Annotated in this window: 22 protein-coding genes; 16 read left to right on the plus strand and 6 right to left on the minus strand. The window is 72.5% G+C overall.

The features are described from left to right. The first annotated feature begins 9 nt into the window (after positions 1–9). The 6 genes from ACHUEU_RS06045 (at position 10) to ACHUEU_RS06070 (ending at position 6,569) form a co-directional block, all read left to right on the plus strand. Positions 10–966 (plus strand): ABC transporter ATP-binding protein, encoded by a 957-nt coding sequence (locus tag ACHUEU_RS06045; protein ID WP_394215007.1) that lies wholly within the window; start codon positions 10–12, stop codon positions 964–966. Beyond that, on the plus strand, positions 963–1,829 hold the full coding sequence (locus ACHUEU_RS06050; RefSeq protein WP_394215008.1) for an ABC transporter permease: 867 nt from the start codon (positions 963–965) through the stop codon (positions 1,827–1,829). The genes ACHUEU_RS06045 and ACHUEU_RS06050 overlap by 4 nt, the downstream gene beginning before the upstream one ends. A 13-nt stretch (positions 1,830–1,842) precedes the next feature. Next, positions 1,843–2,991 carry a sensor histidine kinase gene (locus ACHUEU_RS06055; protein ID WP_394215009.1) on the plus strand — a complete coding sequence of 383 codons (1,149 nt, stop codon included), beginning with the start codon at positions 1,843–1,845 and terminating at the stop codon, positions 2,989–2,991. Beyond that, positions 2,991–3,626, plus strand: coding sequence for a response regulator (locus ACHUEU_RS06060; protein ID WP_394215010.1), 636 nt, complete (start codon positions 2,991–2,993; stop codon positions 3,624–3,626). The genes ACHUEU_RS06055 and ACHUEU_RS06060 overlap by 1 nt, the downstream gene beginning before the upstream one ends. 32 nt (positions 3,627–3,658) lie before the next feature. Continuing rightward, complete coding sequence (locus ACHUEU_RS06065) at positions 3,659–4,597, plus strand: bile acid:sodium symporter family protein (RefSeq protein ID WP_394215011.1); 939 nt, start codon at positions 3,659–3,661, stop codon at positions 4,595–4,597. Between the two features lie 61 nt (positions 4,598–4,658). Continuing rightward, the gene (locus tag ACHUEU_RS06070; RefSeq protein WP_394215012.1) at positions 4,659–6,569 is read left to right on the plus strand and encodes an ABC transporter ATP-binding protein; all 1,911 of its coding nucleotides are present in this window, start codon (positions 4,659–4,661) and stop codon (positions 6,567–6,569) included. Here ACHUEU_RS06070 and ACHUEU_RS06075 read toward each other — a convergent pair. Then, a complete protein-coding gene (locus ACHUEU_RS06075) occupies positions 6,559–7,488 on the minus strand; it encodes an arsenic resistance protein (RefSeq protein WP_394215013.1) in 930 nt (309 codons plus the stop codon). The genes ACHUEU_RS06070 and ACHUEU_RS06075 overlap by 11 nt on opposite strands. 97 nt (positions 7,489–7,585) lie before the next feature. On the opposite strand from ACHUEU_RS06075, the gene ACHUEU_RS06080 reads away from it, so the two are divergent. Genes ACHUEU_RS06080 through ACHUEU_RS06095 form a run of 4 tightly spaced genes read left to right on the plus strand, consistent with a single transcriptional unit; the run spans position 7,586 to position 12,265 of the window. Beyond that, positions 7,586–8,812, plus strand: a complete 1,227-nt coding sequence (locus ACHUEU_RS06080; protein ID WP_394215014.1) for an SPFH domain-containing protein — start codon at positions 7,586–7,588, stop codon at positions 8,810–8,812. A gap of 19 nt (positions 8,813–8,831) precedes the next feature. Then, positions 8,832–10,163 (plus strand): TFIIB-type zinc ribbon-containing protein, encoded by a 1,332-nt coding sequence (locus ACHUEU_RS06085; protein ID WP_394215015.1) that lies wholly within the window; start codon positions 8,832–8,834, stop codon positions 10,161–10,163. A 46-nt stretch (positions 10,164–10,209) separates the two neighbouring features. Next, entirely contained in the window at positions 10,210–10,530 is a 321-nt protein-coding gene (locus ACHUEU_RS06090; RefSeq protein WP_394215016.1) for a hypothetical protein, read from the plus strand. A 1-nt stretch (position 10,531) separates the two neighbouring features. Further along, positions 10,532–12,265 (plus strand): FAD-binding dehydrogenase, encoded by a 1,734-nt coding sequence (locus ACHUEU_RS06095; protein WP_394215017.1) that lies wholly within the window; start codon positions 10,532–10,534, stop codon positions 12,263–12,265. Between the two features lie 151 nt (positions 12,266–12,416). Here the strand turns inward: ACHUEU_RS06095 and ACHUEU_RS06100 are convergent, their stop codons facing one another. Then, complete coding sequence (locus tag ACHUEU_RS06100; RefSeq protein WP_394215018.1) at positions 12,417–13,313, minus strand: NAD(P)-dependent oxidoreductase; 897 nt, start codon at positions 13,311–13,313, stop codon at positions 12,417–12,419. Positions 13,314–13,402: 89 nt separating this feature from the next. Between ACHUEU_RS06100 and ACHUEU_RS06105 the strand changes: the two genes are divergently transcribed. Together ACHUEU_RS06105 and ACHUEU_RS06110 are read left to right on the plus strand one after the other, a co-directional pair. After that, positions 13,403–14,641, plus strand: a complete 1,239-nt coding sequence (locus ACHUEU_RS06105; protein ID WP_394215019.1) for an endonuclease/exonuclease/phosphatase family protein — start codon at positions 13,403–13,405, stop codon at positions 14,639–14,641. 26 nt (positions 14,642–14,667) lie between these two features. Then, a complete protein-coding gene (locus ACHUEU_RS06110; protein WP_394215020.1) occupies positions 14,668–15,534 on the plus strand; it encodes a sulfurtransferase in 867 nt (288 codons plus the stop codon). A gap of 3 nt (positions 15,535–15,537) precedes the next feature. Here the strand turns inward: ACHUEU_RS06110 and ACHUEU_RS06115 are convergent, their stop codons facing one another. After that, a complete protein-coding gene (locus ACHUEU_RS06115; protein ID WP_394215021.1) occupies positions 15,538–17,331 on the minus strand; it encodes an alpha/beta hydrolase in 1,794 nt (597 codons plus the stop codon). 131 nt (positions 17,332–17,462) lie between these two features. On the opposite strand from ACHUEU_RS06115, the gene ACHUEU_RS06120 reads away from it, so the two are divergent. Beyond that, the gene (locus ACHUEU_RS06120) at positions 17,463–18,404 is read left to right on the plus strand and encodes an NAD(P)-dependent oxidoreductase (RefSeq protein WP_394215022.1); all 942 of its coding nucleotides are present in this window, start codon (positions 17,463–17,465) and stop codon (positions 18,402–18,404) included. Between the two features lie 13 nt (positions 18,405–18,417). Here the strand turns inward: ACHUEU_RS06120 and mtnN are convergent, their stop codons facing one another. Beyond that, entirely contained in the window at positions 18,418–19,203 is a 786-nt protein-coding gene (gene mtnN, locus ACHUEU_RS06125; RefSeq protein WP_394215024.1) for a 5'-methylthioadenosine/S-adenosylhomocysteine nucleosidase, read from the minus strand. Positions 19,204–19,320: 117 nt separating this feature from the next. On the opposite strand from mtnN, the gene ACHUEU_RS06130 reads away from it, so the two are divergent. Continuing rightward, complete coding sequence (locus ACHUEU_RS06130) at positions 19,321–20,223, plus strand: alpha/beta hydrolase fold domain-containing protein (protein WP_394215025.1); 903 nt, start codon at positions 19,321–19,323, stop codon at positions 20,221–20,223. Between the two features lie 3 nt (positions 20,224–20,226). Here the strand turns inward: ACHUEU_RS06130 and ACHUEU_RS06135 are convergent, their stop codons facing one another. Continuing rightward, positions 20,227–20,934: a lysoplasmalogenase family protein gene (locus ACHUEU_RS06135; protein WP_394215026.1), complete on the minus strand. Its 708-nt coding sequence runs from the start codon at positions 20,932–20,934 to the stop codon at positions 20,227–20,229. Between the two features lie 185 nt (positions 20,935–21,119). Continuing rightward, the gene (gene argS, locus ACHUEU_RS06140; RefSeq protein ID WP_394215027.1) at positions 21,120–22,895 is read right to left on the minus strand and encodes an arginine--tRNA ligase; all 1,776 of its coding nucleotides are present in this window, start codon (positions 22,893–22,895) and stop codon (positions 21,120–21,122) included. Between the two features lie 157 nt (positions 22,896–23,052). Between argS and ACHUEU_RS06145 the strand changes: the two genes are divergently transcribed. Next, positions 23,053–23,472, plus strand: coding sequence for a YccF domain-containing protein (locus ACHUEU_RS06145; protein ID WP_394215028.1), 420 nt, complete (start codon positions 23,053–23,055; stop codon positions 23,470–23,472). Between the two features lie 3 nt (positions 23,473–23,475). Then, positions 23,476–23,973 carry a flavin reductase family protein gene (locus tag ACHUEU_RS06150; RefSeq protein WP_394215029.1) on the plus strand — a complete coding sequence of 166 codons (498 nt, stop codon included), beginning with the start codon at positions 23,476–23,478 and terminating at the stop codon, positions 23,971–23,973. Positions 23,974–24,022: the final 49 nt, after the last annotated feature.

Consider the following 24,022-nt stretch of genomic DNA (forward strand, 5'->3'; position numbering starts at 1 on the left):
GCTGGAGCCATGACCACGACGACCCTGCCCGTCCCCGCCACCTCGACCACCACCGCCGCGATCAGCCTCCGCGGGGTGCACAAGCAGTACGGCGCCGTCCGCGCCCTGGACGGGCTCGACCTCGAGATCCGCCCCGGGGAGATCGTCGCACTGCTGGGCCCCAACGGCGCCGGCAAATCCACCGCGATGGAGATGATGGTGGGGCTGGCGACCCCCGATGCTGGCCAGGTGCGCATCCGCGGCACCGACCCGGCCACCGCCACCCGCACCGGACTGATCGGCACCATGCTCCAGGCCGGTGCCCTGCTGCCCGACCAGAGAGTCCGCTCGATGCTGCGGATGCTCCACTCCCTGCAGGCCCACCCCATGCCGCTGGACGAGGTCATCGCCCAGGCCGACGTCGGTGCCCTGATGCGGCGGAAGATGGGGGCGCTCTCCGGTGGCCAGGCCCAGCGGGTCCGCTTCGCCATCGCGCTGCTCGGCGACCCGCAGGTGCTGCTGCTGGACGAGCCCACCGTCGGCATGGACATCGGTGCCCGGCGCGCCTTCTGGCGCCAGCTGCGCGCCGTCGCCGCGACCGGCCGCACCGTCGTCTTCGCCACCCATCAGCTCGAGGAGGCCGAGCGCGAGGCCGCGCGCGTGGTGGTCATGGACCGCGGCCGCGTGGTCGCCGACGGCACCGGCACCGAGATCAGCGCCGCCGTCGCCGGACGCGTGCTCACCCTCGCCGGCGCCGCGCCCGCCCAGATCGCAGCCCTGCCCGGGGTCGAGAACGCCGAGGCCGACGAGACCGACCCGCGCCGGGTGCGCGCCCTCTGCGCGGACTCCGACGCGGCACTGGCCGCACTGTTCACCGGTCCTCTCGCGGCCGAGGTCCACGAGGTGCTGGTCTCCGCACCCGGTCTCGAGGAGGCGTTCCTGCGCATCACCGACCACGACGCCGACCACGAAGGAGGCCGGCGATGAGCCGCCCCGCCGCCACTGCTGCAGGAACCACCACCGACCATCGGAGCACCGTCATGACGCCACCGCCCGAGACCCTCACGCTCACCTCCACAGCGCCTGCCGCCCGCGCCGCGGCCGCCCCCTCGGCCACCTCTCGCACCATGCGCTACGCGCTGCACACCACGGCGATGACCATCACGAACGTCATGTTCATGGTCTTCACCATCGCGATGCCGGTGGGGATGTACCTGCTGTTCGGGATGATGTTCGGTGAGCAGGGCGGGGGAGAGGCGCGGGGGATGATCATGGTGAACATGGCCGCCTACGGCGGACTCGGCGCCGCCGTCACCGCCGGCACCCAGATCCAGGAAGACCAGCGCACCGGCTTCCTGCGTCAGCTGATCGTCGCCGGGCTCTCGCCGCGCTCCTTCCTGGTCGGCTCGGTGATGGCCGCCAGCGCCGTCATCATCCCGGCGCTGGTCGCGGTGGGCGTGGTGGGGCTCGCGACCGGCGTCGAGGTCGGCCCGGCCGCGTTCCTGCTCACCATCGTGGTGCTCTGGCTGGGGCTGCTGCCCACGATCCTCATCGGCATCGTGCTCGGCATGGTGCTCAAGGGCGGCACCGCGATGGCCGGCGGCGTCGTCACCATGATGGCGATGGCGATCTTCGGCGGGCTCTGGATGCCGCTGGAGATGTTCCCGGACTGGATGCAGCAGATCGGTCACGCGATCCCCACCTACTGGATCTCCCAGCTGGGGCAGTGGTCGATGTACGGCGGAGACCTGCCGGTGACCGGACTGCTCGTGATCGGGGCCTGGACCCTCGTGCTCGGCGTGCTGTGCGCGGTGAGCCTGCGCGGTGCCGTGGGTCTGAAGCGACGCTGACACAATGACCTCCATGCGGACACGCGAGGCGACGGAGCGGGAGACCTGGGTGCGCGGCACCGAGGCGGAGGCCGCGGCACGCCCCGTCACCCCACGCGGGATCCTCCGGGCGGCGCAGGAGTCCGGAGGACTCGCCTTCGCGGTCCCGCCGGTGCTGTTCATCCTGCTCCCCATCGTGTTCGCCTGGATCGAGGGGCCCGTCCCCGCGGCGCTGCTGGTGACGGTGATGCTCGGGATCTACGCGGTGCTGTTCGTCGCCACCTGCGGCATCGGTCTCTACCCGCTGCGGGTGCGGCTGCTCTGGTTCGCAGCATGCACCCTGCTGCTGCTGGCCATGATCCCGGTGCTCGGGCCGAACCTGCTGTTCATGGTGATGTTCCAGGCCATGACCCATGTGCTGCTGCTGCCCTGGCGCTGGGCGGTGCCCTCGATGCTGCTGATGAGCCTGACCGTCGTCGTGCTCGCCATCGTCCTCGGGGTGCCGATCGCGGCCGGTCTGGCGGTGATGGGGACGGTGATGGCCTGGGGCATCGGGTACGGAGTGCGCCAGCAGATGCTCCAGGAGCAGCTCGAGGCCGCCCAGCAGCGCAATGCCGTGCTCGCCGTCGCCGCCGAGCGCGAGCGGATCGGTCGGGATCTCCACGATCTGGTCGGCCATTCCCTCACCTCGCTGACCATCTCGGCCCAGCTCGCCCGCCGTCTGCTGGAGAAGGATCCCGAGGCGGCTCGCGCCCAGCTCGAGCACATCGAGGCCACGGTGCGCCAGGCGCTCGCGGACGTCCGCGCGACCGCCAGCGGCATGCAGCACGTGCGCGCCGCGACCGAGATCGCCTCCGCCCGCACGGTGCTGGGCATCGTCGGCATCCAGGCCGAGGTCCCCACCGCCCTGCCCCCGCTGCACGACGACCTCGCGGAGCTGTTCGGCTATGTGATCCGCGAAGGGGTCACCAACATCGTGCGCCACTCCCGCGCCACCCGCGCCGAGATCAGCGTCGGCGAGGACTCCGTGAGCATCGAGGACGACGGCATGGGCATCCCGCAGGGCGCGGAGCGCTCCGGGCTGCGCGGCCTCGAGGCGCGGGTGGCGCTCGCCGGCGGCCGCCTCGAGGTGGTCTCGGGCGAGACCGGCACCCGGCTCACCGTCGAGATGGGAGCAGCCTGATGATCCGCCTGGTGGTCGCCGATGACCAGGCGATCCTGCGCTCCGGCCTGGTCGCGCTGCTGGGCCTGGAACCCGATGTCCAGGTGGTGGGCGAGGCGGCCGACGGGGCGAGCACCCTCGCCGCCGTCGCCGAGCACCGCCCCGACGTGCTGCTGCTGGACGTGCAGATGCCCGCCGGCACCACCACCGACGGCGGGCCCGGGCCCCCGGACGGCATCGCCGTCGCCGAGACCCTGCGAGAGCTCGAGCAGGCTCCGCGGATCATCGTGCTGACCACCTTCGGCCGAGCCGGCTACCTGCGCCGCACCATGGAGGCCGGGGCCGCTGGGTTCATGGTCAAGGACACCCCCGTCGAGCAGCTGGTCGACGCGATCCGCCGGGTCCACCAGGGGCTGCGGGTGGTGGATCCGGAGCTGGCCGCCCAATCCCTCTCCGTCGGCGCGAGCCCGCTGACGCTCAAGGAGACCGAGGTGCTGCAGGTCGCCGCGACCGGCACCACCACCGCCCACATCGCGCAGAGCCTGTTCCTCTCCGAGGGCACCGTGCGCAACCACATCTCCTCCGCCATCGGGAAGCTCGGGGTCGCGAACCGCGCCGAGGCCGTGCGGGCCGCCTCCGAGAACGGATGGATCTGACGCCGTTCAGCCCGGCCACGTAGCCTGCCGTGGTGCACACGATCGAATCCCTGCTCGGCCTGCTGATCAACGTCAGCGTCCCGGCCTTCGCGATCGCGTCCATGCTCTCGATGGGGCTGCGCACCCCGCTGCGCGCCTTCCGCAGGCAGCTGCGCGACCGCCGCACCGTCTTCGCCGTGCTCGGGGCGAACTTCGTCGTGGTCCCCGCCGTCGGCACGCTGCTGGTCTGGCTGCTGAACGGGATGCTTCCGCACCAGACCGGCGAGGGCTTCGTCATCGCCCTGTGCGCCGCCGGCGCCCCCTTCGTCCTGCAGCTCGGGGCGATGGCCCGGATCCCCTACGGCGAGACCGCCGGACCGATGGCGGTGCTGCTGCTCGGGTCGATCCTGTTCATGCCGCTGGTGGTGCCGTTCCTGCTGCAGGACGTGTCCGTCCACGGCTGGTCGGTGGCACAGCTGCTGCTGGGCACCATGCTCTCGCCGATGATCGCGGGCATCGTCATCGCCGCCGTCTGGCCGGGGTGGGCCGATCGGTTCGCCCGCATCGCGGGCGGCGTCGCCGCGGTCTCGGCGGTGCTGATGTTCCTCTCCGGCTTCGGGGCGAACACCGGCCTGGTGCTGAGCCTGGTGCTCTCCCCGGTGCTGCTGGTGGCCGCGGGCCTGGTGGCGCTGGCCTTCGTCGCCGGTCGCTTCGCCGGCGACCTGGCGGGGGACACCCTCACCGTCCCGGACGGCCCCGCGATCCTCACCAGCCAGCGCAACATCGCCGCCGCGCTGCTGGTGGCCCGCACCGGGACCGGCGGCGCGGACGGCGACGCCTCGATCGTGGTCGCGATCCTGCTGCTCAGCGCCGTCGGCTTCGTGATGCTGGTGCCCTACGCCCTGGGCAGCGGCCTGCTGCGGCGTCGGCGGGCAGGGGAGAAGATCTCCCTCGGCGTGCTGCTGGGGGTCGTCGGCCCGAAGAGCGACTGAGCGGGCGCGAGGAGAGCAGTCCCACGTGGGCAGGGGCGACCCGGACGCCTAGGCTGGAGCGGTGTCCCCCCTGCTGCGCATCATCCGCTTCACCCGTGCCCTCGCCCCGCTCTACACCGCGATCATCACCTGCTCGGTGCTCACCGCGGCCGCGGGCCTCGCGGTCCCCTTCCTGATCGGCAGCGCGACCGACACCGTCGCCGCTGCCGTGAACGGGGAGACCGCGACCGGCACCGCCGTGCGCACCGTGCTCCTGATCGCCGCAGCCGTGCTGGCGGCGGAGCTGGCCGTCACCGTGATCTCGAACATCGGCGGCTGGTTCGGCGACGTGATGAGCAACCGGATGCGCACCATCCTCTCGGTGCGCTATTACGACAAGCTGCTGCACCTGCCGCAGCGCTGGTTCGACGGCGAGATCACCGGCACCATCGTGGCGAGGCTGAACCGCTCGATCACCGAGATCACGAACTTCACCAAGATGATGTCGAACTCCTTCGCCTCGATGCTCATCACCACCGTCGCGGTGCTCGCCATCAGCGCCTGGTACGCCTGGCCGCTCACGGTCCTGCTGCTGATCGTGTTCCCCGTCTACGTGTGGCTGACCTCCCTGACCTCGGTGAAGTGGCAGCGCCTGGAGGGGGAGAAGAACGAGCAGATCGATATCGCCTCGGGCCGCTTCGCCGAGGTGGTCGGCCAGATCCGGGTGGTGAAGTCCTTCGTGCGCGAGCGCGGTGAGCTCGCGGACTTCTCCCGCCGCTTCCGCTCCACCGACGCCACCACGCGTGCACAGTCCACGCACTGGCACCGCATGGACGTGATCCGTCGGGCGTTCCTGAACCTCATCTTCTTCGGGATCTACGCGATCATCTTCGTGCGCACCGTGCAGGGGCAGTTCACCCTCGGCGAGATGGTGCTGCTGGTGCAGCTGATGGCCATGGCCAAGGCGCCGGTCGAGTCGATGAGCTGGGTGATCGATTCCGCGCAGCGCGCGATCGCCGGCTCCAAGGACTACTTCCGGGTGATGGAGACCCCGGTCGATCCGCGCACCGCCGCGGTGATGGCCGCGCGGCCGGTCGACGCCCGGGACGCCGGGCACGCGGACGGGACCGCCGGCGAGCTGGCGGCGACCGACGAGGCCGCCGCTCCTGCCGCGGTCACGACCGCTGTCGCCGCGGCCGACGACTCCGTGCTCGCCCCCGTCCCCGGCGCTCCCGTGGTCGCCTTCCGCGAAGTGTCCTTCGCCTACGAGGACGGCGAGGACGTGCTGCACGGGATCGACTTCCAGGTGGACCGCGGCGAGAAGATCGCCCTGGTGGGGGAGTCCGGTGGTGGCAAGTCCACGATCGTGAACCTGCTGCTGGGCCTCTACGAGCCGCGCCGCGGCAGCATCGAGGTGGTGGGTCGCCCCAGCGCGGACCTGCCGCTGGACCAGCTGCGTGCCCGCATCGGCGTGGTCTTCCAGGACGCCTCGCTGTTCTCCGGCACCATCCGCGAGAACATCGCGTACGGCCGACCCGAGGCGAGCGACGAGGAGGTAATCGCGGCCGCGCGTCGCGCCAATGCCGATGCCTTCATCCTCCGCTTCCCGGACGGCTACGAGCAGGTGATCGGTGAGCGCGGGCTGAAGCTCTCCGGCGGGCAGCGCCAGCGCATCGCCGTGGCCCGCGCGATCCTCAAGGACGCCCCGGTCCTGGTGCTCGACGAGGCCACCTCCGCGCTGGACACCAAGGCCGAGATCCAGGTGCAGAAGGGCCTGGACGAGCTGATGGCGGGCCGTACCTCGCTGATCATCGCCCACCGCCTCTCCACCATCGCCGAGGTGGACCGCATCATCACCCTGCGCGATGGCAACATCGACGAGATCGGCAGCCCCGCGGAGCTCGCGACCTCCGGCGGCATCTACGGCCAGCTGCTCGCGCTGCAGAGCTCCGGGGACAGTCGGAAGCTCGCGAAGTTCGATATCACCGGCTGAGCAGCTTGGGCAGCACCCGCACCAGCACCACCATCCCCACCAGCTCCACCAGGGTCTGGGCGACCACCGCGGCGGGCACCAGCGGGGAGGGCATCGCGAGCGCGAGCGGCAGCACCACCAGCGAGTTGCGGGTCGCGCCGGAGAAGGTCAGGGCGCGGGCGGCGGGCACGTCGAGACGTGCGAGGCGGCCGACGAGCAGCCCTGCCGCCGTGGCCAGCACCAGGAACGCGACGTAGACCGGGACCAGGACGAGCAGGGAGGCGCCCGCGCCGAGCACGCGCGGGGTCTGGGATCCGACCACCGTGACCAGCACGAGCACCATCAGCGGCACCATGGCCGCCGAGAGCTCCAGGTGCGGGGCGAGCCGCTGCAGCAGCGCCGCAGCCAGCATGGGCAGCGCGATCAGCAGCACGAAGGCCCGCAGGAACGGGCCGGGCTCGATCATCCCCAGTGCCTCCCCGCCGCTCAGCAGCGGCACCAGCACCGGCAGGGCGAGGAGCTGGGCGAGCATCAGCAGCGGGGTCGCGGCCAGCAGGCGCTCGTGCGCGCCGCCCGCGAGAGCGGTGAACACGATGACGTAGTCGATGCAGGGGGCCAGCAGCACCAGCAGCGCGCCGAGGAGCAGCTCGGGGGAGTCGGTGAGGGGCCGGGTGATCAGCGGGACGATCACGGGGACGACCAGGAAGTTCACCGCCAGCAGGGCGAGCAGGAACCGCCCGTCCCGCAGCGCCGCACCGATCCCGTGCAGCGGGATCCCGTGGAAGGTCACCAGCAGCAGTGCGGCGATCGCGGGCTCCACCGCCACCTCGAGCGGGGGAGCCGTGGCGGGCAGGAGTGCTCCGATCCCGAGGCCGACGGCGATCGCCAGGAGGTAGAGGGCCACCTGATGGGCCTCGCACCACTCCCGGCTCCGCTTCATGCCGGACGAGGGTAGCGGCCCGGATCCAGGCGACGTTCGGCGGGCTCGGGATAGCATGGCCGTGATCACACACGTCGGGGGCGACGAAGGAGCTCACATGGGATTCATCCAGGCATTCAAGGGCGCTGTCGGCGGGATGCTCGCCGACCAGTGGAAGGACTTCCTCACCGTCCCGCAGGGACTGCCGCAGACGGCGGCCCTGTTCCCGGCGGTGCCGCAGGGCACGAACGCGGGCCGCGGCTCGAACACCCGCGGGTCCGAGAACATCATCTCCAACGGCTCCAAGATCCTGGTGCCCCAGGGCTACGGCCTGATCACCGTGGTCGACGGCCGGGCGACGGGCCTGATCACCGAGGCCGGCGGCTACGAGTTCAACGACCAGTCCCCGGATGCCCGTTCCGTCTTCGCCGGTGACGAGCTGCTGGCCTCGACCGTCGGCACCTCCTGGGAGCGCTTCAAGTTCGGCGGCCGCCCCTCCTCGCAGCAGCTCGCCTTCTACGTGAGCCTCAAGGAGATCCCGGACAACCGCTTCGGCACCCAGTCGGAGATCTACTGGGACGACGCCTACCTCAACACCCAGGTGGGCGCGGTCTGCCGCGGCTCCTACACCCTGCGGATCATCGACCCGCTGCTGTTCGTGCACAACTTCGTGCCGGCCACCTTCATCTCCGCGAACGCCCCGGTGTTCGACTTCGGCGACGTCGACAACGCGGCCGGCGGGCAGCTGTTCCGCGAGGTCGTCGGCTCCCTCGCGCAGGCCTTCTCCCGCTACACCAACGATCCCGACAAGGGAAACCGCATCTCCCGCATCCAGGGGGACTCGGTGGGCTTCGCCCAGTCGCTGTCCGCGGCGGTCGAGGAGGGGTACCGCTGGTCCAGCGATCGCGGCCTCGCGATCGTGAAGACCGCGATCGTCTCCATCGAGTACGACAAGAACACCCGCGAGCTGCTGAAGGACGTGCAGAAGGCCGATGCCCTCTCCGGTGCCCGCTCGCAGTCCTTCATGAACCAGGCCGCCGCGCGCGGCGTGCAGTCCGCCGGGGAGACCGGCGGCGGTGCGGGCCTGGCCATGTTCGGGGCGGGCATGGGTGCGGCCGGCGGCATGGTGGGCCCGGCCCAGCCCTGGGCCCCGCCGGGTCAGCAGGCGCCCCAGCAGGCGGCCCCGCCGCAGCAGGCCCCGACCCAGCAGGCCCCGCAGCAGGAGGCGGCCCCCGCCCCCACCGATCCGGTGGCCAAGCTCGGCCAGTACAAGCAGATGCTCGACCAGGGCCTGATCACGGAAGCGGACTACGAGGCGGCGAAGAAGGCCGCGCTCGGTCTCTGACCCGGCACCGAAGATCGCGATGAGCGTCCCTCCCCAGGGCCCGGACCGGGCCCGTCCGGACCAGCCCGCCGAGCCCCCACGGCCCGGCGGGCAGAGCCCTGCCCAACAGCCGCCGATGCTCGGCGACGAGGCGGTCGCCGAGGCCGCGGGGGCCGCCCGGCGGGACGCCGCGGACCGGATCATCGATACCAGCTCCGGCCAGGACGACGGGCTGAACAAGTGCCCCCGGTGCGGCAGTGCGGAGATCCAGTACTCGCTCACCGCGAAGGCGCTGGTCTGCTCCTACTGTCGCCATACGTGGAACGAGGAGAACGCCGAGGAGGCCTTCGGGCTGGGCTCCTCGATCGCGGACCTGCGCGGCCACACCATGGCCTCCGGCACCGCGGATGTCCGCGAGGACCTCAGCACCGTGACCCTGAAGTGCCAGGGCTGCGGCGCCGAGGTGGTCATCAACGTCGACCAGGACCTCCAGGCGCGCTGCCACTGGTGCCGCCAGACCCTGTCGATCAACTCCCAGATCCCCAACGGTGCGGTCCCGGACGCGGTGCTCCCCTTCCACCTCACCCGCGAGGAGGCGATCGAGCGCATCGATGCCTTCACCGCCAAGCGCCGGGCCTTCGCCCACCGGCGCTTCAAGGAGGAGTACGTCCCGGACAACGTGATGGGCGTGTACATCCCGTACCTGGTGGTGGACGGCAACATGCACGCGGTGCTGCAGGGCACCGGCGAGGTCACCACCCGCCAGTACACCGTGACCCGTGGCAGCGGCGACAACAAGCGCACCGAGACCTACTACGACGCCGACGTCTACGGCATCCAGCGGGCCTTCGACCTGCTGGTGGACGATCTGACGATCGAATCCGCCGACCGCTTCAACGCCAGCGACAATGCGCAGGCCACGAACAACATCCTCAACGCCGTGCAGCCGTACGACACCGAGAACGCCGTCGCCTACAACTCGAACTACCTCAAGAACTTCACCTCCGAACGGCGCGACCTCAACGTGCAGGACGTGGACGACGACGTCGAGGACCGGTTCCTGGCGATCGCCCGCGCCAAGGCGCTTCCCACCATCAACCGCTACGACCGCGGCGTGCGCTGGGAGCGGGAGGGGGTCGCCGTGCGCGGCACCCGCTGGGTGGCGGTGTACGTGCCGGTGTGGCTGTACAGCTACGCGGACTCCGCCACCGGGGACTCGCTGACCCACTACATTGCGGTCAACGGCCGCACCGGCACCACCATGGGCTCGGTCCCGGTCTCCCACCCGAAGATCTTCGCCGTGTCATGCGCCGCCGGCACCGTCGCGGCCGTGGTCGGCGCGATCGTCGGCCTGAGCCAGTTCCTGTTCTGAGGAGGGGCCATGACCACTGACCATCCGCACCCGCAGGGAGGACGCCATGCTGCCGCTGCTCGCTGAGCTCTCCGCCGATCCGGTGACCATGACGCTGCTGGCCGGTTCCGACTCCGGGGCGGGCGGCATCGCCATCCCCTTCATCGCCGGGCCCGCCGTGTTCGCCGCGGTGTACGGCGGCATCTACCGCTACTACCGCAACACCGACAAGCGTCACCGTTTCGAGCGGGAGACGGAGGTGTCGGTCGGCAACCTCCGCTCCGGTGACCGCAAGGTGGGCGAGAACAACCGCCAGCAGAGCCGCCGGATGCGCGGACGCAACAGCACCGACCACCTCCAGCGCGTGCACCGCATCGCGGTGGACTGACATGGGCGTCCCGGGGGCAGGAGCCGACGGCGCCGCGTCCGAGACCGCCGACGTCATCGTCGTCGGCGCGGGCCTGGCCGGCCTGGTCGCCGCCACCGAGATCGCTGACGGCGGCCGGCGCGTGCTGCTGCTGGAGCGCGAGGGGGAGCAGGAGCTGGGAGGTCAGGCCTGGTGGAGCTTCGGCGGGATCTTCCTCGTCGACTCCCCGGAGCAGCGCCGGCTGGGGATCCGCGACAGCCTCGACCTCGCCCGGCAGGACTGGCTGGGCTCCGCCGCCTTCGACAGCCCCGAGGACCACTGGCCGCGCCGCTGGGCGGAGGCGTACCTGCAGTTCGCGGCGGGGGAGAAGCGGGAGTGGCTGCGCGGTCTCGGCCACCGCAGCTTCCCTGTGGTGGGCTGGGCCGAGCGCGGCGACGGCCGTGCCGAGGGGCACGGCAACTCGGTGCCGCGCTTCCACCTCACCTGGGGCACGGGGCCCGGGATCGTCGAACCCTTCGTCGCCAGGCTCGCCGCGCACCGCGCGACGGGCCGCATCGTGCTGCGCACCCGCCGCGCCGTCCGCGAGCTGCTGGTCGAGGGTGGGCGCGTCACCGGGGTGCGCGGGGACGTGCTGGCCCCGGATGCCACCGAGCGTGGCATCGGCTCGACCCGGGCGGTGACCGGTGAGTTCACCCACCGGGCCGCGGCGGTGCTCCTCGCGACCGGCGGCATCGGCGGCAATGAGGAGCTGGTGCGTCGGCTGTGGCCCGCGGAGCTGGGCACCATGCCCGAGCAGTTCGTGCACGGGGTCCCGGCGAGCGTCGACGGGGTCGGGATGCTGGCCGCGGAGCGGGCCGGCGCGCGCTGGATCCACCGCGACCGGATGTGGCACTACACCGAGGGGATCCGCAACTGGGACCCGGTGTGGCGCGGGCACGGGATCCGCATCCTGCCCGGTCCCTCCTCGCTCTGGATCGACGCCCGCGGGCGGCGCCTGCCGGCCCCCGCCTATCCCGGTTTCGACACCACCTCGACCCTGCGCCACCTGCGCACCACCGGGCACGACCACTCCTGGTTCGTCCTCACCCGGACGATCATCGAGAAGGAGTTCGCGCTCTCCGGCAGCGAGCAGAACCCGGACCTCACCGGCAGGGACTGGCGGCAGGTGCTGGGCCGGGTGAAGCCCGGCGCCCCCGGCCCGGTGCAGGCCTTCCTGGACCACGGGGAGGACTTCCTGCAGGCGCGGAGCGTCCCCGAGCTGGCGGCGAAGATGAACGCGCTGACGGGCGAGGAGCTGGTCGACGCCAGCGAGCTCGAGCACCTCATCCGCGCCCGAGATGCGGAGCTGCGGAACCCGTACTCGAAGGATGCACAGCTCACCGCCCTGCGTGGGGCCCGGAAGTACGTCGGCGACCGCCTGATCCGCACGGCCGCCCCGCACGCCCTGCTGGACCCGCAGGCCGGCCCGCTGATCGCGGTGCGCCTGCACGTGCTGCTGCGCAAGACCCTCGGCGGCCTCGAGACGGACCTGGGTGGCCGGGTGCAGCGCGCCCCGGGCGCCGAGGCGGGCGCAGCGGCCGACGACGGCACGGCGTACCGCACGGCAGCGCTGCCAGGCCTCTATGCGGCCGGTGAGGCCAGCGGCTTCGGCGGCGGCGGGGTGCATGGCCACAACGCCCTGGAGGGCACCTTCCTCGGCGGCTGCCTGTTCTCCGGCCGGCAGGCCGCCGCCGGCGTGCTCGCCGACCTGCGCTGAGGCGGCCCTTCCACAGGACCGTGCGGACCCGGGTCGACGGGGCGCCAGGCGTGGCGATGGCGTCTCTGCTCGAGCTGAGCCGGACGGAGCGGACGTACGTGCACCGCGCCCAGCTCGCCGCGGGCGCGTGCTTGCCGAAGCATCCTGCGGGTCATTCGCCGGTGCGCTCGGCCTCCTCGAGCAGGATGGTCGAGAAGTCGTCCTCGCCGTGACCGGCCGCGATCTCCGCGTCGAGCGAGGCCAGGGCCCCGCGCAGCGCCGGCAGATCCGCACCGGGCCGGGGGCCGGAGTCGTCGTGCGCGGAGCCGTCGGCGGTCCCCTCGACCGTGTCGATCATGAGGCGGGCGTCCTTCGCGATCGCGTTCGCGGTGAAGTCGCTGCCCGCGGTGGTGCGCTCGCCGCGCACGAAGGCCCCCTTCATGTCGGCCATGAAGGCGAGGCCGGTGCCGGCGAGCATGTCCAGGGTCTCCTCGGCGGAGGTCCCGGTCGCTTCGCCGAGGGCGAGCGCCTCCCGCAGGCCCTGCGCGCTCACCGCGAGGGCGAGGTTCGCCAGCAGCTTCCCCACGGCGGCCTTGCGCGCGGAGTCCACGCCGTGCCGCCGCTCCGGGGCTGCCCAGGGCGCGACCAGCTCGAGGACCCGTGCGCGCAGGGCGTCGTCCGGGGTGCCGACGTACACGCCGAGCGCGCCGTCGCGGGCCGGGCCCAGGGAGCCCACCACGGGGGCGCCCACGTAGGTGGGGACCGCGGCCGCGTAGGCCTCGGCATCGGCGGGGGAGACGGTGGTGGTGTCGACCCACGGGATCTCGGCGGGGATCAGCCCGGGCGCGATGACTGTCTCGCGCACGGCCTCGGGACCGAACAGCGAGGTGATCACGAGCTCCGCCCCCTCGACGGCCGCGGCGGCGGTGTCGGCGACGGCCGCGCCTGCCGCGGCGAGCCGGGAGGTGCGGCTCGGCGTGCGGTTCCAGACGATCAGCTCGTGGTCGGGGATCAGGTGGAGGGCGAGCTCGGTGCCCATGCGACCGGTGCCGAGGAATGCGATTCTCATGGCTCCAGTCTGGCATCGAGCCGGCGGAGGGCGGGGCTCTCGTCCACACCGCGCTGTCGCCCTTGCTGTCGAACGTGCACAATGGGTGCATGACTCCTCGTGTGACCCGCCGTCGAGCGCTCGCCGCGGCCGCTGCCGCCGGGCTCGGCCTGCCCGCCGCTGCCGAGGCCGCACCGCAGCCCACCCGTCATCGGGGACGCTTCGTGAACCTGCGGGTCGCCACCTTCAACGCCTCGCTGAACCGCGCGGCGGCAGGGCAGCTGCTCGAGGACCTCGCCGCCGACCCCGACTCCGGGGAGGGGGAGGACCCGCAGATCCGGGCCGTCGCAGAGATCATCCAGATCAACAATCCCGACATCCTGCTGCTGAACGAGTTCGATCACGACGAGGACGGCACCGGGGTCGATCTCTTCCGGAAGAACTACCTCGAGGTCTCCCAGAACGGGAAGAGCCCGGTCACGTACCGGTACTCCTTCACCTCGCCGGTCAACACCGGGGTGCCCAGCGGCCACGACCTCAACCGCGACGGCACCGTCGGCGGCCCGGACGACGCCTGGGGCTTCGGCGAGTTCCCGGGCCAGTACGGGATGGTGATCCTCTCGAGGTACCCGATCCTCACCGAGCAGGTGCGCACCTTCCAGAAGCTGCGCTGGGCGGACATGCCCAGCAACCTGCTGCCCACCGAGTACTACGGCCCTCAGATCGCGAGCGAGCTGCGGCTGAGCTCGAAGTCCCACTGGGACGTGCCGGTGCGGGTCGGCTCGGGCACCGTGCACGTCCTCGCCTCGCACCCCACCCCGCCCAGCTTCGACGGCCCCGAGAAGCGCAATCAGCGCCGCAACCACGACGAGATCCGGCTGTGGGCCGACTATCTCAGCCCCGGGCAGCGCTCGCGCTGGATCGTGGACGATGCCGGCACCCGCGGGGGGCTCGCCCCCAGCGAGCAGTTCGTGATCCTCGGCGACCTGAACTCCGATCCCCTCGACGGCGACTCCTGGCCCGGCGCGATCGACCAGCTGCTGACGCACCCCTGGGTCCAGGACCCGGAACCCCGCAGCGAGGGCGCCGTCGAAGCCTCCGAGGCGCAGGGCGGAGCGAACCTCCGGCACACCGGCGATCCCCGCCTCGACACCGCGGACTTCACCGATGATCCCGCGCCCGGAAACCTGCGGGTGGACTACGTGCTGCCCTCCCGGCCGCTCCAGGTGGTCTTCTCCGCGGTGTACTGGCCGCACACGGACCAGCCCGGCAGCGAGCTGACCGGCGCCTACCCGTTCCGCGCCTCGGACCATCGCCTGGTGCGGGTGGACCTCCAGGTCAAGGACTGAGCCCGTTGCGGGCATAGGCTCCGGGCATGACCGATTCCGTGCGTCCCTCCCCGGCCCCGCTGCCCCCGCTCCTGGAGGTCGCCGCCCTGCACGCCCTGCTCGCGGGGTCCGACGGCGCCCGTCCGGTCCGGCTGCTGGACGTGCGCTGGGCGCTCGACGGCTCGAAGGGGCACGGCACCTACCTCGCGGGGCACCTGCCCGGAGCCGTGTACATCGACCTCGACACCGAGCTCGCCGCCCCTGCCCGCCCCGAGGCTGGCCGCCACCCCCTGCCCGAGCCCGAGGCCTTCGCGAGCACGCTGCGCCGGGCCGGGATCACTGAGGACTCCGTCGTCGTCGCCTACGACGACAGCAACGGCGCCCCCGCCGGGCGCCTGGTGTGGATGCTGCGCGCGCTGGGGCACGACGCCGCGGTGCTCAGCGGCGGCCTGGCCGCCTGGGACGGCGAGCTGGAGACCACGGACGTGCGCCCCCGGTCCGGGGACGTCGCCGCGCGCGACTGGCCCGCGCACCGCCTCGCGACGGCGGACGAGGTCGCCGCCGGCGACGCGCTGGTCGTCGACGCCCGCGCCCCCGAGCGCTATCGCGGTGAGGCGGAGCCGATCGATCCCCGCGCCGGGCACGTCCCCGGAGCCGTGAACCTGCCCTTCACCGGGAACCTCGACGAGGACGGCCGCTTCCTGGACCCCGCGGAGCTGCGCCGTCGGTTCGCGGCCGCGGGCGTCACCGAGGACCGCGAGACGATCGTGTACTGCGGCTCCGGCGTCACCGCCACCCACGACCTGCTGGCGCTGGAGAGCGCGGGCTTCACCCGGATACGGCTGTTCCCGGGCTCGTGGTCCCAGTGGAGCGCGGAGCCGGCGCGCCCCGTCGCCGTCGGCCCGCATCCCTGAGGCTCACCCCTGCGGGTGGATCGCCCGGATCGCGCGGACGATGGCGCGGTGCTGCGCGGTCTGGGCACGCTGCTCGCCCTCGTCCGCGTCCTGGCCCAGCACCGCGGCCCAGATCGGGACCATCTCCTCGTGGTAGGAGTGGCCGTGCCCGCCGGCGACGGCGATGGACAGCGGCATGTCGGCCGCGATCTGCCAGAAGGTGATCCACGGGAACCAGCGCATCGCCGGGGTGACGTCGTGCCCCACCCGCTCCTGCAGCCAGGCCGGCTCCCGCCACAGCAGGGGCAGATCCATCCAGACCACCGGGTCCGAGGCGTGCTGGGCATAGACCACCCGCGGGTGCTGCCACTGCTCGTAGAGCCCGCCCCAATAGTTGCGTTGCAGGTCCCGTGGGCGGGTGACCACGCGGATGTGGCGGCCGCCGTCGATGATCGGCGCCACCGCGGGGGACCCGGGGCGGGAGCGGGCGGTCAGCTGCTGCCACAGCGGGGTGAAGCTGGGGGTGCCGGTCCACACCGCACCGTCGACCGTGGAGAGCATCTCGGGCACGTCGCGGAAGGCGGCCTGGCCCCCGAAGGAGCCCAGTGACTCCCCGGCCACGTACAGGGCGGGCCGACGGTCCGCGGGGAGCCGGGCCAGCCGCCGACGGACCGCTTCGAGCAGCAGCCGACCCGCCCGCTGGGGCGAGCGACGGTCGATGACGTAGGTCAGGCCGCTGGGGTAGAACGAGTACTGGATCGAGGCGGTCGCACAGTTCCCGGCGGTGAGGAACTCGATCGCGGACAGCGACCACTCCTGCAGCCAGCCGGTGCCGGTCCCGGTGAACAGCACCAGCACCTCGCGGTCCCAGGCCCCGGTGCGGTCCAGCTCCGCCACCACTGCGGCCACGGTGTCCTCGAGCGTGCGGGTCCCGGACGTCGCGGCGTAGACGCGGATCGGCTCGAGCGCCTCGCGACCGATCGTCTCGGAGATCAGCGCCCGTTCCGCTCCACCGGAGACGATCTTGCGGCCGGGGGCGCCGAGGGACTGCCAGGTCTCCAGCGACTGCGGTCCGCCCGAGCGCAGCGAGGAGGTGGGCTGGGGGACGTCCGGGGAGATCAGCCGGTTCGCGGCATCCGCCCGCTCGATCAGGGTCTCCAGCATCCTGCCCCGGAGCAGTCGGTCGGTGAGCACGGCCACGGTCGCGACGGTCAGCAGCAGGGACACCGCTGACACCAGGCGGCGGGGGAGATAGGGCCGCAGCAGCGCCCGGTACAGACGGGTCGTCTCGATCGTCGAGCGGGCGAGGCCCAATGCGAGCAGGGAGGCGCCGAGCCCGGCCGCGGTGCCCACCACGTGGGTGGCGAGGTTCTTGGGCTCCTCGTGCACCAGACGGCTGATCTCCCGCTGGCGCAGCGTGCCGCGCACCCAGGAGTAGGCCGAGATGCCCACCAGCGCTCCGGCCCCGGCCCAGCGCGCTCGGCGGCGGTGGTCGGGAGCGATCCGGACCTGCAGGCCGATCTCCCGGCCCAGGCGCCGCACCACGCGACCCGCCAGCACCCCGCTGGCGTACCCGTACACCTCGGACAGGCCGATGTTCACCGCCCACATCCACCAGGTGCGGGGCAGCAGGCTCGGGGACGTCGAGATCCAGGCCGTCGCCGAGGCGCCGAGGAAACCGGCGGTGTCCAGCGGAGCGACGATCGCGGAGCGCCGGGCGCGTCGGCCGCTGCCCCGGGTCGCAGCGCGCACCGCGGCGGCGGCCCCCCGCAGCCAGCTGGTCGGGCCGGAGGGGGAGGGGGCTGAGCCTGCACGCATGCGGGCAGGCTATCGGACCCGGCCCGCGGGTCGACAGCGGATATCGGCCCGCGCGGGGAGGTCCGAGCGCCGGGAGCACGCCGGGGACGCGCCTGCCCTCCGCCGCCCCATCTTCTCCGTACCCTGGGGTCATGAAGATCCTGCTGCCCGACACCGTTCCGCTGAATCCCGTGCTGCCGCAGGGATGGGAGGCGGTGACGGTCGACGCCCGCGCCGAGATCCCCGCCGAGCACCACGACGCCGCGGTGCTGGTGGTGTGGGGAGCGTCCCGCCGTCACCTGGTCTCCGCCGCCGAGCACCTGGAGGCCCTGCAGCTGGTGCAGTCGCTGGCCGCCGGGATCGACGGCATCCTCGCCGCCGGGTTCGACCCGGAGGTGGTGGTCGCCGCCGGCGCCGGACTGCACTCGCTGACCGTCAGCGAGCACGCCCTCGCCCTGCTGCTGAGCCTGCTGCGCCGGCTGCCGGAGAGCCGCGAGGCCCAGCAGCGTCACGAGTGGTCCACCGAGCTGGGCGGTCTGCAGCCGCTGAACCCCGCGGGCCGGCTCACCACCCTGATCGGGGCCCGGGTGCTGATCTGGGGCTTCGGCCAGATCGGGCAGACCCTCGCCCCGACCCTGCAGGCGCTCGGTGCCGAGGTGCGCGGTGCGGCCCGCAGCGCGGGCACCCGTGCCGGCTTCGAGGTCATCGCCGAGCGCGAGGTGCCGGCCGCGCTGCCCGAGGTCGATGTGCTGATCAACATCCTGCCCGCGACGGAGCAGACCGCGGGGGCGGTGGGCCGGGAGGTGCTGGCCGCGCTGCCGGACCACGCGATCCTGCTCAACGTCGGCCGGGGGACGACCGTGGACCAGGTGGCGCTGCGGGAGGCCCTCGAGGCGGGCACGCTCGGCGGTGCCGGGATCGACGTCACCGACCCGGAACCGCTCCCGCAGGACGACCCGCTGTGGGACGCGCCGCGCCTGCTGCTCACGCCGCATGCGGCAGGGGGCCGTCCCGTCGGGGCGGACGAGCGGATCACCGCGAACCTCCGCGCCCTCGTCGACGGTCAGGAGATCCTGCACGCGGCGACGCGCTGAGAGGCTCAGCGGGTCAGCGGAGCAGCTCCGCGGCGAGCTGGGTGACGGCACGGGCGGAGATCTCGGCGACCACGTCCAGCTCGAGATGGAACTGCTGCCCGGCCGCCGGGCCGCACAGGTCCGAGACCGCGCGCAGGGCGATGAAGGGACACCCGAGCGCCTCGGCGGTGCGGGCGCTCGCGGTGGTCTCCATGTCCGCGCTCAGCGCCGTGGGGAACCGCTCCCGCATCGGAGCGGCGATCTCCGCGGTGACGAAGGCATCGCCGGAGAGCATCAGCCCGCGGCGCACGCCCCGGCCCCCGTCCTGCCCGTCGGCCCGCAGCGCCGCGTGCTCGGCGGCGTCCGCCCAGAGCGGCACGGCCTCGAAGCGCACGGGCCCGCCGGGCACCTGGCCGGGGGCGTAGCCGAAGGCGGTCGCATCGGCGATCGAGTAGGTGAAGGTCTCGCCGACGATCAGCGTTCCCACCTCGACCTCGGCCGCGAGCCCGCCGCAGGAGCCGGCGGCGACGACCAGGCCGGGGGCGGTGGTGAGGATCCCCCAGGTCGCCGCCGCGGAGGCGGCGGCGATGCCGATGCCGGTGGTGAGCACCACCGTGTCGAGGCCCGCCAGCAGCCCGCGGCGCGCGGCGACTCCGGTGCCGAAGGGGGTCGGCAGCTCCTCGCCGCCCTCGAGCCGCGCGAGCAGCGGAGCCGCCTCCTCAGGCATCGCGACCAGGACCAGCAGGGGGCCCGCGAGCGGCGCGGGCGCGGCAGCGGGCACAGCAGCGGAGGCGGAGAGGGGAGCGGCGGAGGCGGGCATGGTCGAAGGCTACCGGGACCGTCGCTGGAGCCCTGGACGTCACACCCAGCGGTGTTCGTTAGGCTGGTCGCATCCGCCAGCGAGGCGGCCCGCAGGGGTCGTAGACAGGAGGCAGTGATGGGCCGGATCCGAGACGCCGTGGTGATGGGGGCGCGCGCCGTGCGGCGCATCCCGATCCCGTCGACAGTGACCCATCAGGCACTGCGGGAGGCGCGCAGCCCGTTGCCTCCCGGGCACGTGCTGAAGACGCACGCCATCGAGCACGAGATGATCGGCCGCACCCGCACCGTCTGGCTCGACGAGCACCGGTCGGAGAACGGCCTGATCGTCTTCCTCCACGGCGGCGCCTATGTCTCCGGCCCGTTCTCCAGCGACTGGGCCTGGCTCTCCCGCCAGGTCGACGCGCTGGGCTGCGCCGGGCTGATGATCGACTACCGCAACGCTCCCGACCACCAGCATCCGGTGGGTCGGGACGACGTCGAGGCGGCGCTCGGAGCGCTCGCGGCCGACGGTCGCCTCGCCGGGCGGCCCTGGGCGCTGGCCGGTCAGCACTCCGGCGGCGGTCTGGCCTTCGTCATCGCCCGCCGGCTGCGCGAGCAGGACAGCGTCCCCGCCCCGTCGGCGCTGATCGCCATGTCGCCCTGGCTCGATCTCGAGCTCTCCAACGCGGGGATCACCGAGACCGATCAGGTCGATCCGGTCCACGAGCGGCGCCTGCTGCGTGATGCGGCCCGTCGCTACGCCGGCCGCACGCCGCTGGATCACCCCGATCTCTCCCCGATCAACGCGAGCCTGGAGGGCCTGCCGCCCGTCCACCTCAGCGTGGGGATGCGGGACCTGTTCCTCTCGGAGGTGCGGGTGGCGAAGCTGCAGCTCGAGGAGAACGATGCAGATCTGCATTACCGGGAGATCAGCGGTCGCCTCGGCCTGCAGCTGATCCCCCGCAGGGGCGAGGACATCGAACGGCTCCACCGGGAGCAGGCGGAGCTGCTGGCCGAGGCGCTCGGGACGAGCGGCTGAGCCTCAGCTCTCGACGATCACCAGGGCGGCGCCGGGCGCGCAGGTGGTCCAGCGGCGGCGCGGCATCAGGCGGATCATCCCGGCGATGAGCAGCGCGTGGCCGACGGTGTAGGTGAGCATCACCAGCTCGGTGCTGAAGGCGATCGACGCGCCGGGCAGGAACCAGTCCATCGCCAGCAGCGAGCTGGACAGCAGGAACAGCGTCCCGCCGGTCCAGGTCAGGCTGTTCCCGCCGGCCGAGAGGAAAGCCACCACCGCCAGCGCCACCGCATAGGCGCCGACCACGACCAGCAGCGGACCGGCACCGTCCGCGCAGGCCATGAACAGCCCGATCACCACGGCGCCGTAGGGGATGGCCAGCGCGATGCGCATCGCATCACGGGTGCGGGCCCACTGCGGAGCCAGCGCGGCCGCGTAGAAGATCAGCGCGCCCAGGAAGCCGACCGCGGTGACCAGCTGGGCGGACTGCGGCAGCAGCTGCCCGAGGCCGTCACCGGCCCAGGCGCACAGCAGACCGCCGATCAGCAGCGTGGTGGTGCGGGAGCGGTGCGGGGCCGCGGTCAGCAGCAGCGCCAGCAGCAGCGGGGCGAACAGCGGCTGTGAGAGACGCCGGGCCATCTCGGCGTCCGCCATCACGGCACCGATGTTCACCATCGCCGCGAGGGCATACGCCGCCCAGAGCGCGAGGTGGACGGAGCGGATCGGTGGCACTGCTCAAGAGTAGGAAGCCTCCCCGGCCCGGACCAGGCCGATGACCACCGATGACGGGCACGTTTGGGTAACGTCGAGGCACGGTTCGGTCACGAAGGGTGACGACTGTGCGGATTCCCCGGGGACCTGTCCGTTTCATGCAGATCGCCCGGTGCTCTCCACCGCCCGCGGTGTCACATCCGGTGTCACATCTGCTGCGGAGCGTTCACCCCGAGCGCGTCGAGGCCCTCGACGAGGACCCGCTCGGTGAGCTCTGCGAGGGCCAGCCTCCCGGCCTGCACCTCCGCGTCGGCGTCCTGGAGGATCGGGGAGGCCTCGTAGAACGAGGTGAAGGCCTGGGCGAGCGAGAACAGGTAGGCGCACAGCCGATGCGGCTCGTACTCGGCCCCCACGCTCACCAGCGTCGGCCCGAACTCCAGCAGCGCCAGCGCCAGCGCGCGCTCGGCGTCGTTGTCCACCCGTGGCGTGGCAGCGGCGGTGAGGCCGCGGGCCGCGGCCTTGCGGCTGATCGAGCGGATCCGTGCCACGGCGTACTGCAGGTAGGGCGCGGTGTTGCCGGTCAGCGCCAGCATCCTCTCGAGGTCGAAGGTGTAGTCCGAGTCGTGGGCGGTGGAGAGGTCGGCGTATTTCACGCCGCCGATGCCGATGTCGTGCGCGATCTGCTCCCGCTCGGCCTCCGGCAGGTCGGGGCGCAGTTCGTCGATGACGGTGCGGGCCGTGCCCACGGCCTCCTCCAGCAGCGCCATCAGCCGCAGCGAGGAGCCGGAGCGGGTGCGCAGGATCTTGCCGTCCTCGCCGAGCACCGAGCCGATCTTCACGTGCTCGGCCGCGACCTGCGCGGGCAGCCAGCCGGCCTCGCGGGCGGCGGTGAACACCATCTGGAAGTGCAGGCCCTGCGCCGCACCGACCACGTAGCCGATGCGGTCCGCCCCCAGGGTGCTCACGCGGTGGCGGACGGCGGCGAGGTCCGTGGTGGCGTAGCCGTAGCCGCCATCGGACTTGCGGATGATCAGCGGCAGCGGCTGTTCGTCGCGGCCGGTGAAACCCTCCGGGAACACGCACAGCGCCCCGTCGGAGATCCGTGCGAGGCCGGCGGCCTCGAGGTCGTCGCAGACCGCTTCGAGCAGGTCGTTGTAGGTGGACTCCCCGGCCAGGTGCTCATCGGTGAGGGTCACGTCGAGCATGTCGTAGATGCGGTGGAAGTACTGCTTGGACAGCTCCACCAGGTGCGTCCAGATCCGCAGCGAGGCGGCGTCGCCGGACTGCAGCGTCGCCACTCGCCGGCGGGCGCGGGAGGCGAAGTCCTCGCCCCCGGCACCGGAGCCGGCCGCCTCCGCCTTCTCCGAGGCATCGAACTTCGCGCGCGCCGCCTGGTAGAAGGCGTTCGGGTCGGTGCGCACCAGATCCGCCTCGGCGCTGTCCTCGCCCACCTCCAGCAGGTGCTCGATGAGCATGCCGAAGGGGGTGCCCCAGTCGCCGATGTGGTTCTGCCGGATCGCGGTGTGGCCGAGCTTCTCCAGCGTGCGCACGATGGAGTCGCCCACCACGGTGGTGCGCAGATGGCCGACGTGCATCTCCTTGGCGACGTTCGGCGCCGAGTAGTCGACGACCACGGTCTGCGCCTGCTCGGGGGCCGGCACGCCCAGGGCGGCCGCCGGGTCCACCAGCTCGGCGGTCTGCGCCGCGATCCAGTCGGTGCGCAGGCGGATGTTCAGGAAGCCGGGCCCGGCGATCTCCGGGGCCTCGGCGATGTCCGCCAGGTCCACCGCGTCGACGATCTCCGCGGCGATGTCACGGGGTGCGCGTCCCAAGCGCTTGGCCAGGCCCATCGCGGCGTTGCACTGGAAGTCCGCGAACTGCGAAGGGCGGATGATCGGGTCCGCCTCGGCGTACTCGGGTCCGAAGGCGGCGACGAAGGCGGTCTGGAAGCGCTGGGTCAGCGCGATCTCGGGAGCAGGCATGGCCCCAGGGTAATCGCGACGCGCGCTCGGACCCCGTCCGGGGCCGCCCGGACGCAGCGAGTGCGACCGACGGCACGTGGACCGGGGCGGTGAGCCACCGTGCACGACGGGGGACAGCCCCCTCCCCGGACCCGGGCGTCCTGCTTAGGCTGGAGCCATGCGTTCCCTGCTCTCGCTGCTCCTGAACCTCATCTGGCTGCTCACGGCCGGCTGGGCCCTCTTCCTGGGCTATCTGCTCGCCGGCGTCATCGCCTGCCTCCTCATCGTCACGATCCCCTTCGGCGTCGCCTCCTTCCGCCTCGCCGGCTTCGTGATCTGGCCCTTCGGCCGCGAGGTGGTGGACACCGGCCGCGGCGGCGCGGGCAGCGCGCTGGGCAACGTGCTCTGGTTCGTGATCGCCGGCTGGTGGCTGGCGCTGGGCCATGTGGGCACCGCCCTCGCCCAGGCCATCACGATCATCGGCATCCCCCTGGCGTGGGCGAACCTCAAGCTGATCCCGGTGACCTGCTTCCCCTTCGGCAAGGAGGTCATGGACTCGGACTCGGCCCGGTCCCGGATGCTCCCGACGGTCCGCTGAGCGGTGGCGCCGCCCGATCCCGTCGACCAGGACGAGTACCGCCGTCTCAGCGATCTGCTGGCGGTGGGCGTGGCCGTGGCCAGCACCCGGCAGGGGCCCCATGACCTGCTCGTCACCGTCGACTCCTACCTCGACCTCTCCTACGACCCGCCCACCATGCTCATCGCGCTGTACGGGATGTCCCGCGCGGCCGAGGCGGTGGAGGAGGCCGGGCACTTCTGCCTCACCCTGCTCACCGCCGAGCAGCAGGCGCTCGCCGACCGCTTCGGCACCCCCGGAGCACCCCTGCAGGGCATGCTCAACGGCCTGCAGGTGACCCGCACCGGGGACGGGGACGCGATCCTGGCCGGCGCTCTCGCCCATTTCGCGATCCGGGTCGAGCAGGCGGTGGACGCCGCCACCCATCGGCTGCTCATCGGCCCGGTGGTGGAGATGGGGGAGGGGACCAGCGGCGCGGAGCCCGCCCTGCGCTTCGCCGGGGAGAAGCGCACCCTGCACTGATCGCGGACCCAGGGACGGCGACTATCCTCGGCAGCATGCGCCCACTCCT

Source organism: Brachybacterium vulturis, assembly GCF_043641765.1.
Classification (GTDB): Bacteria; Actinomycetota; Actinomycetes; order Actinomycetales; family Dermabacteraceae; genus Brachybacterium; species Brachybacterium vulturis_A.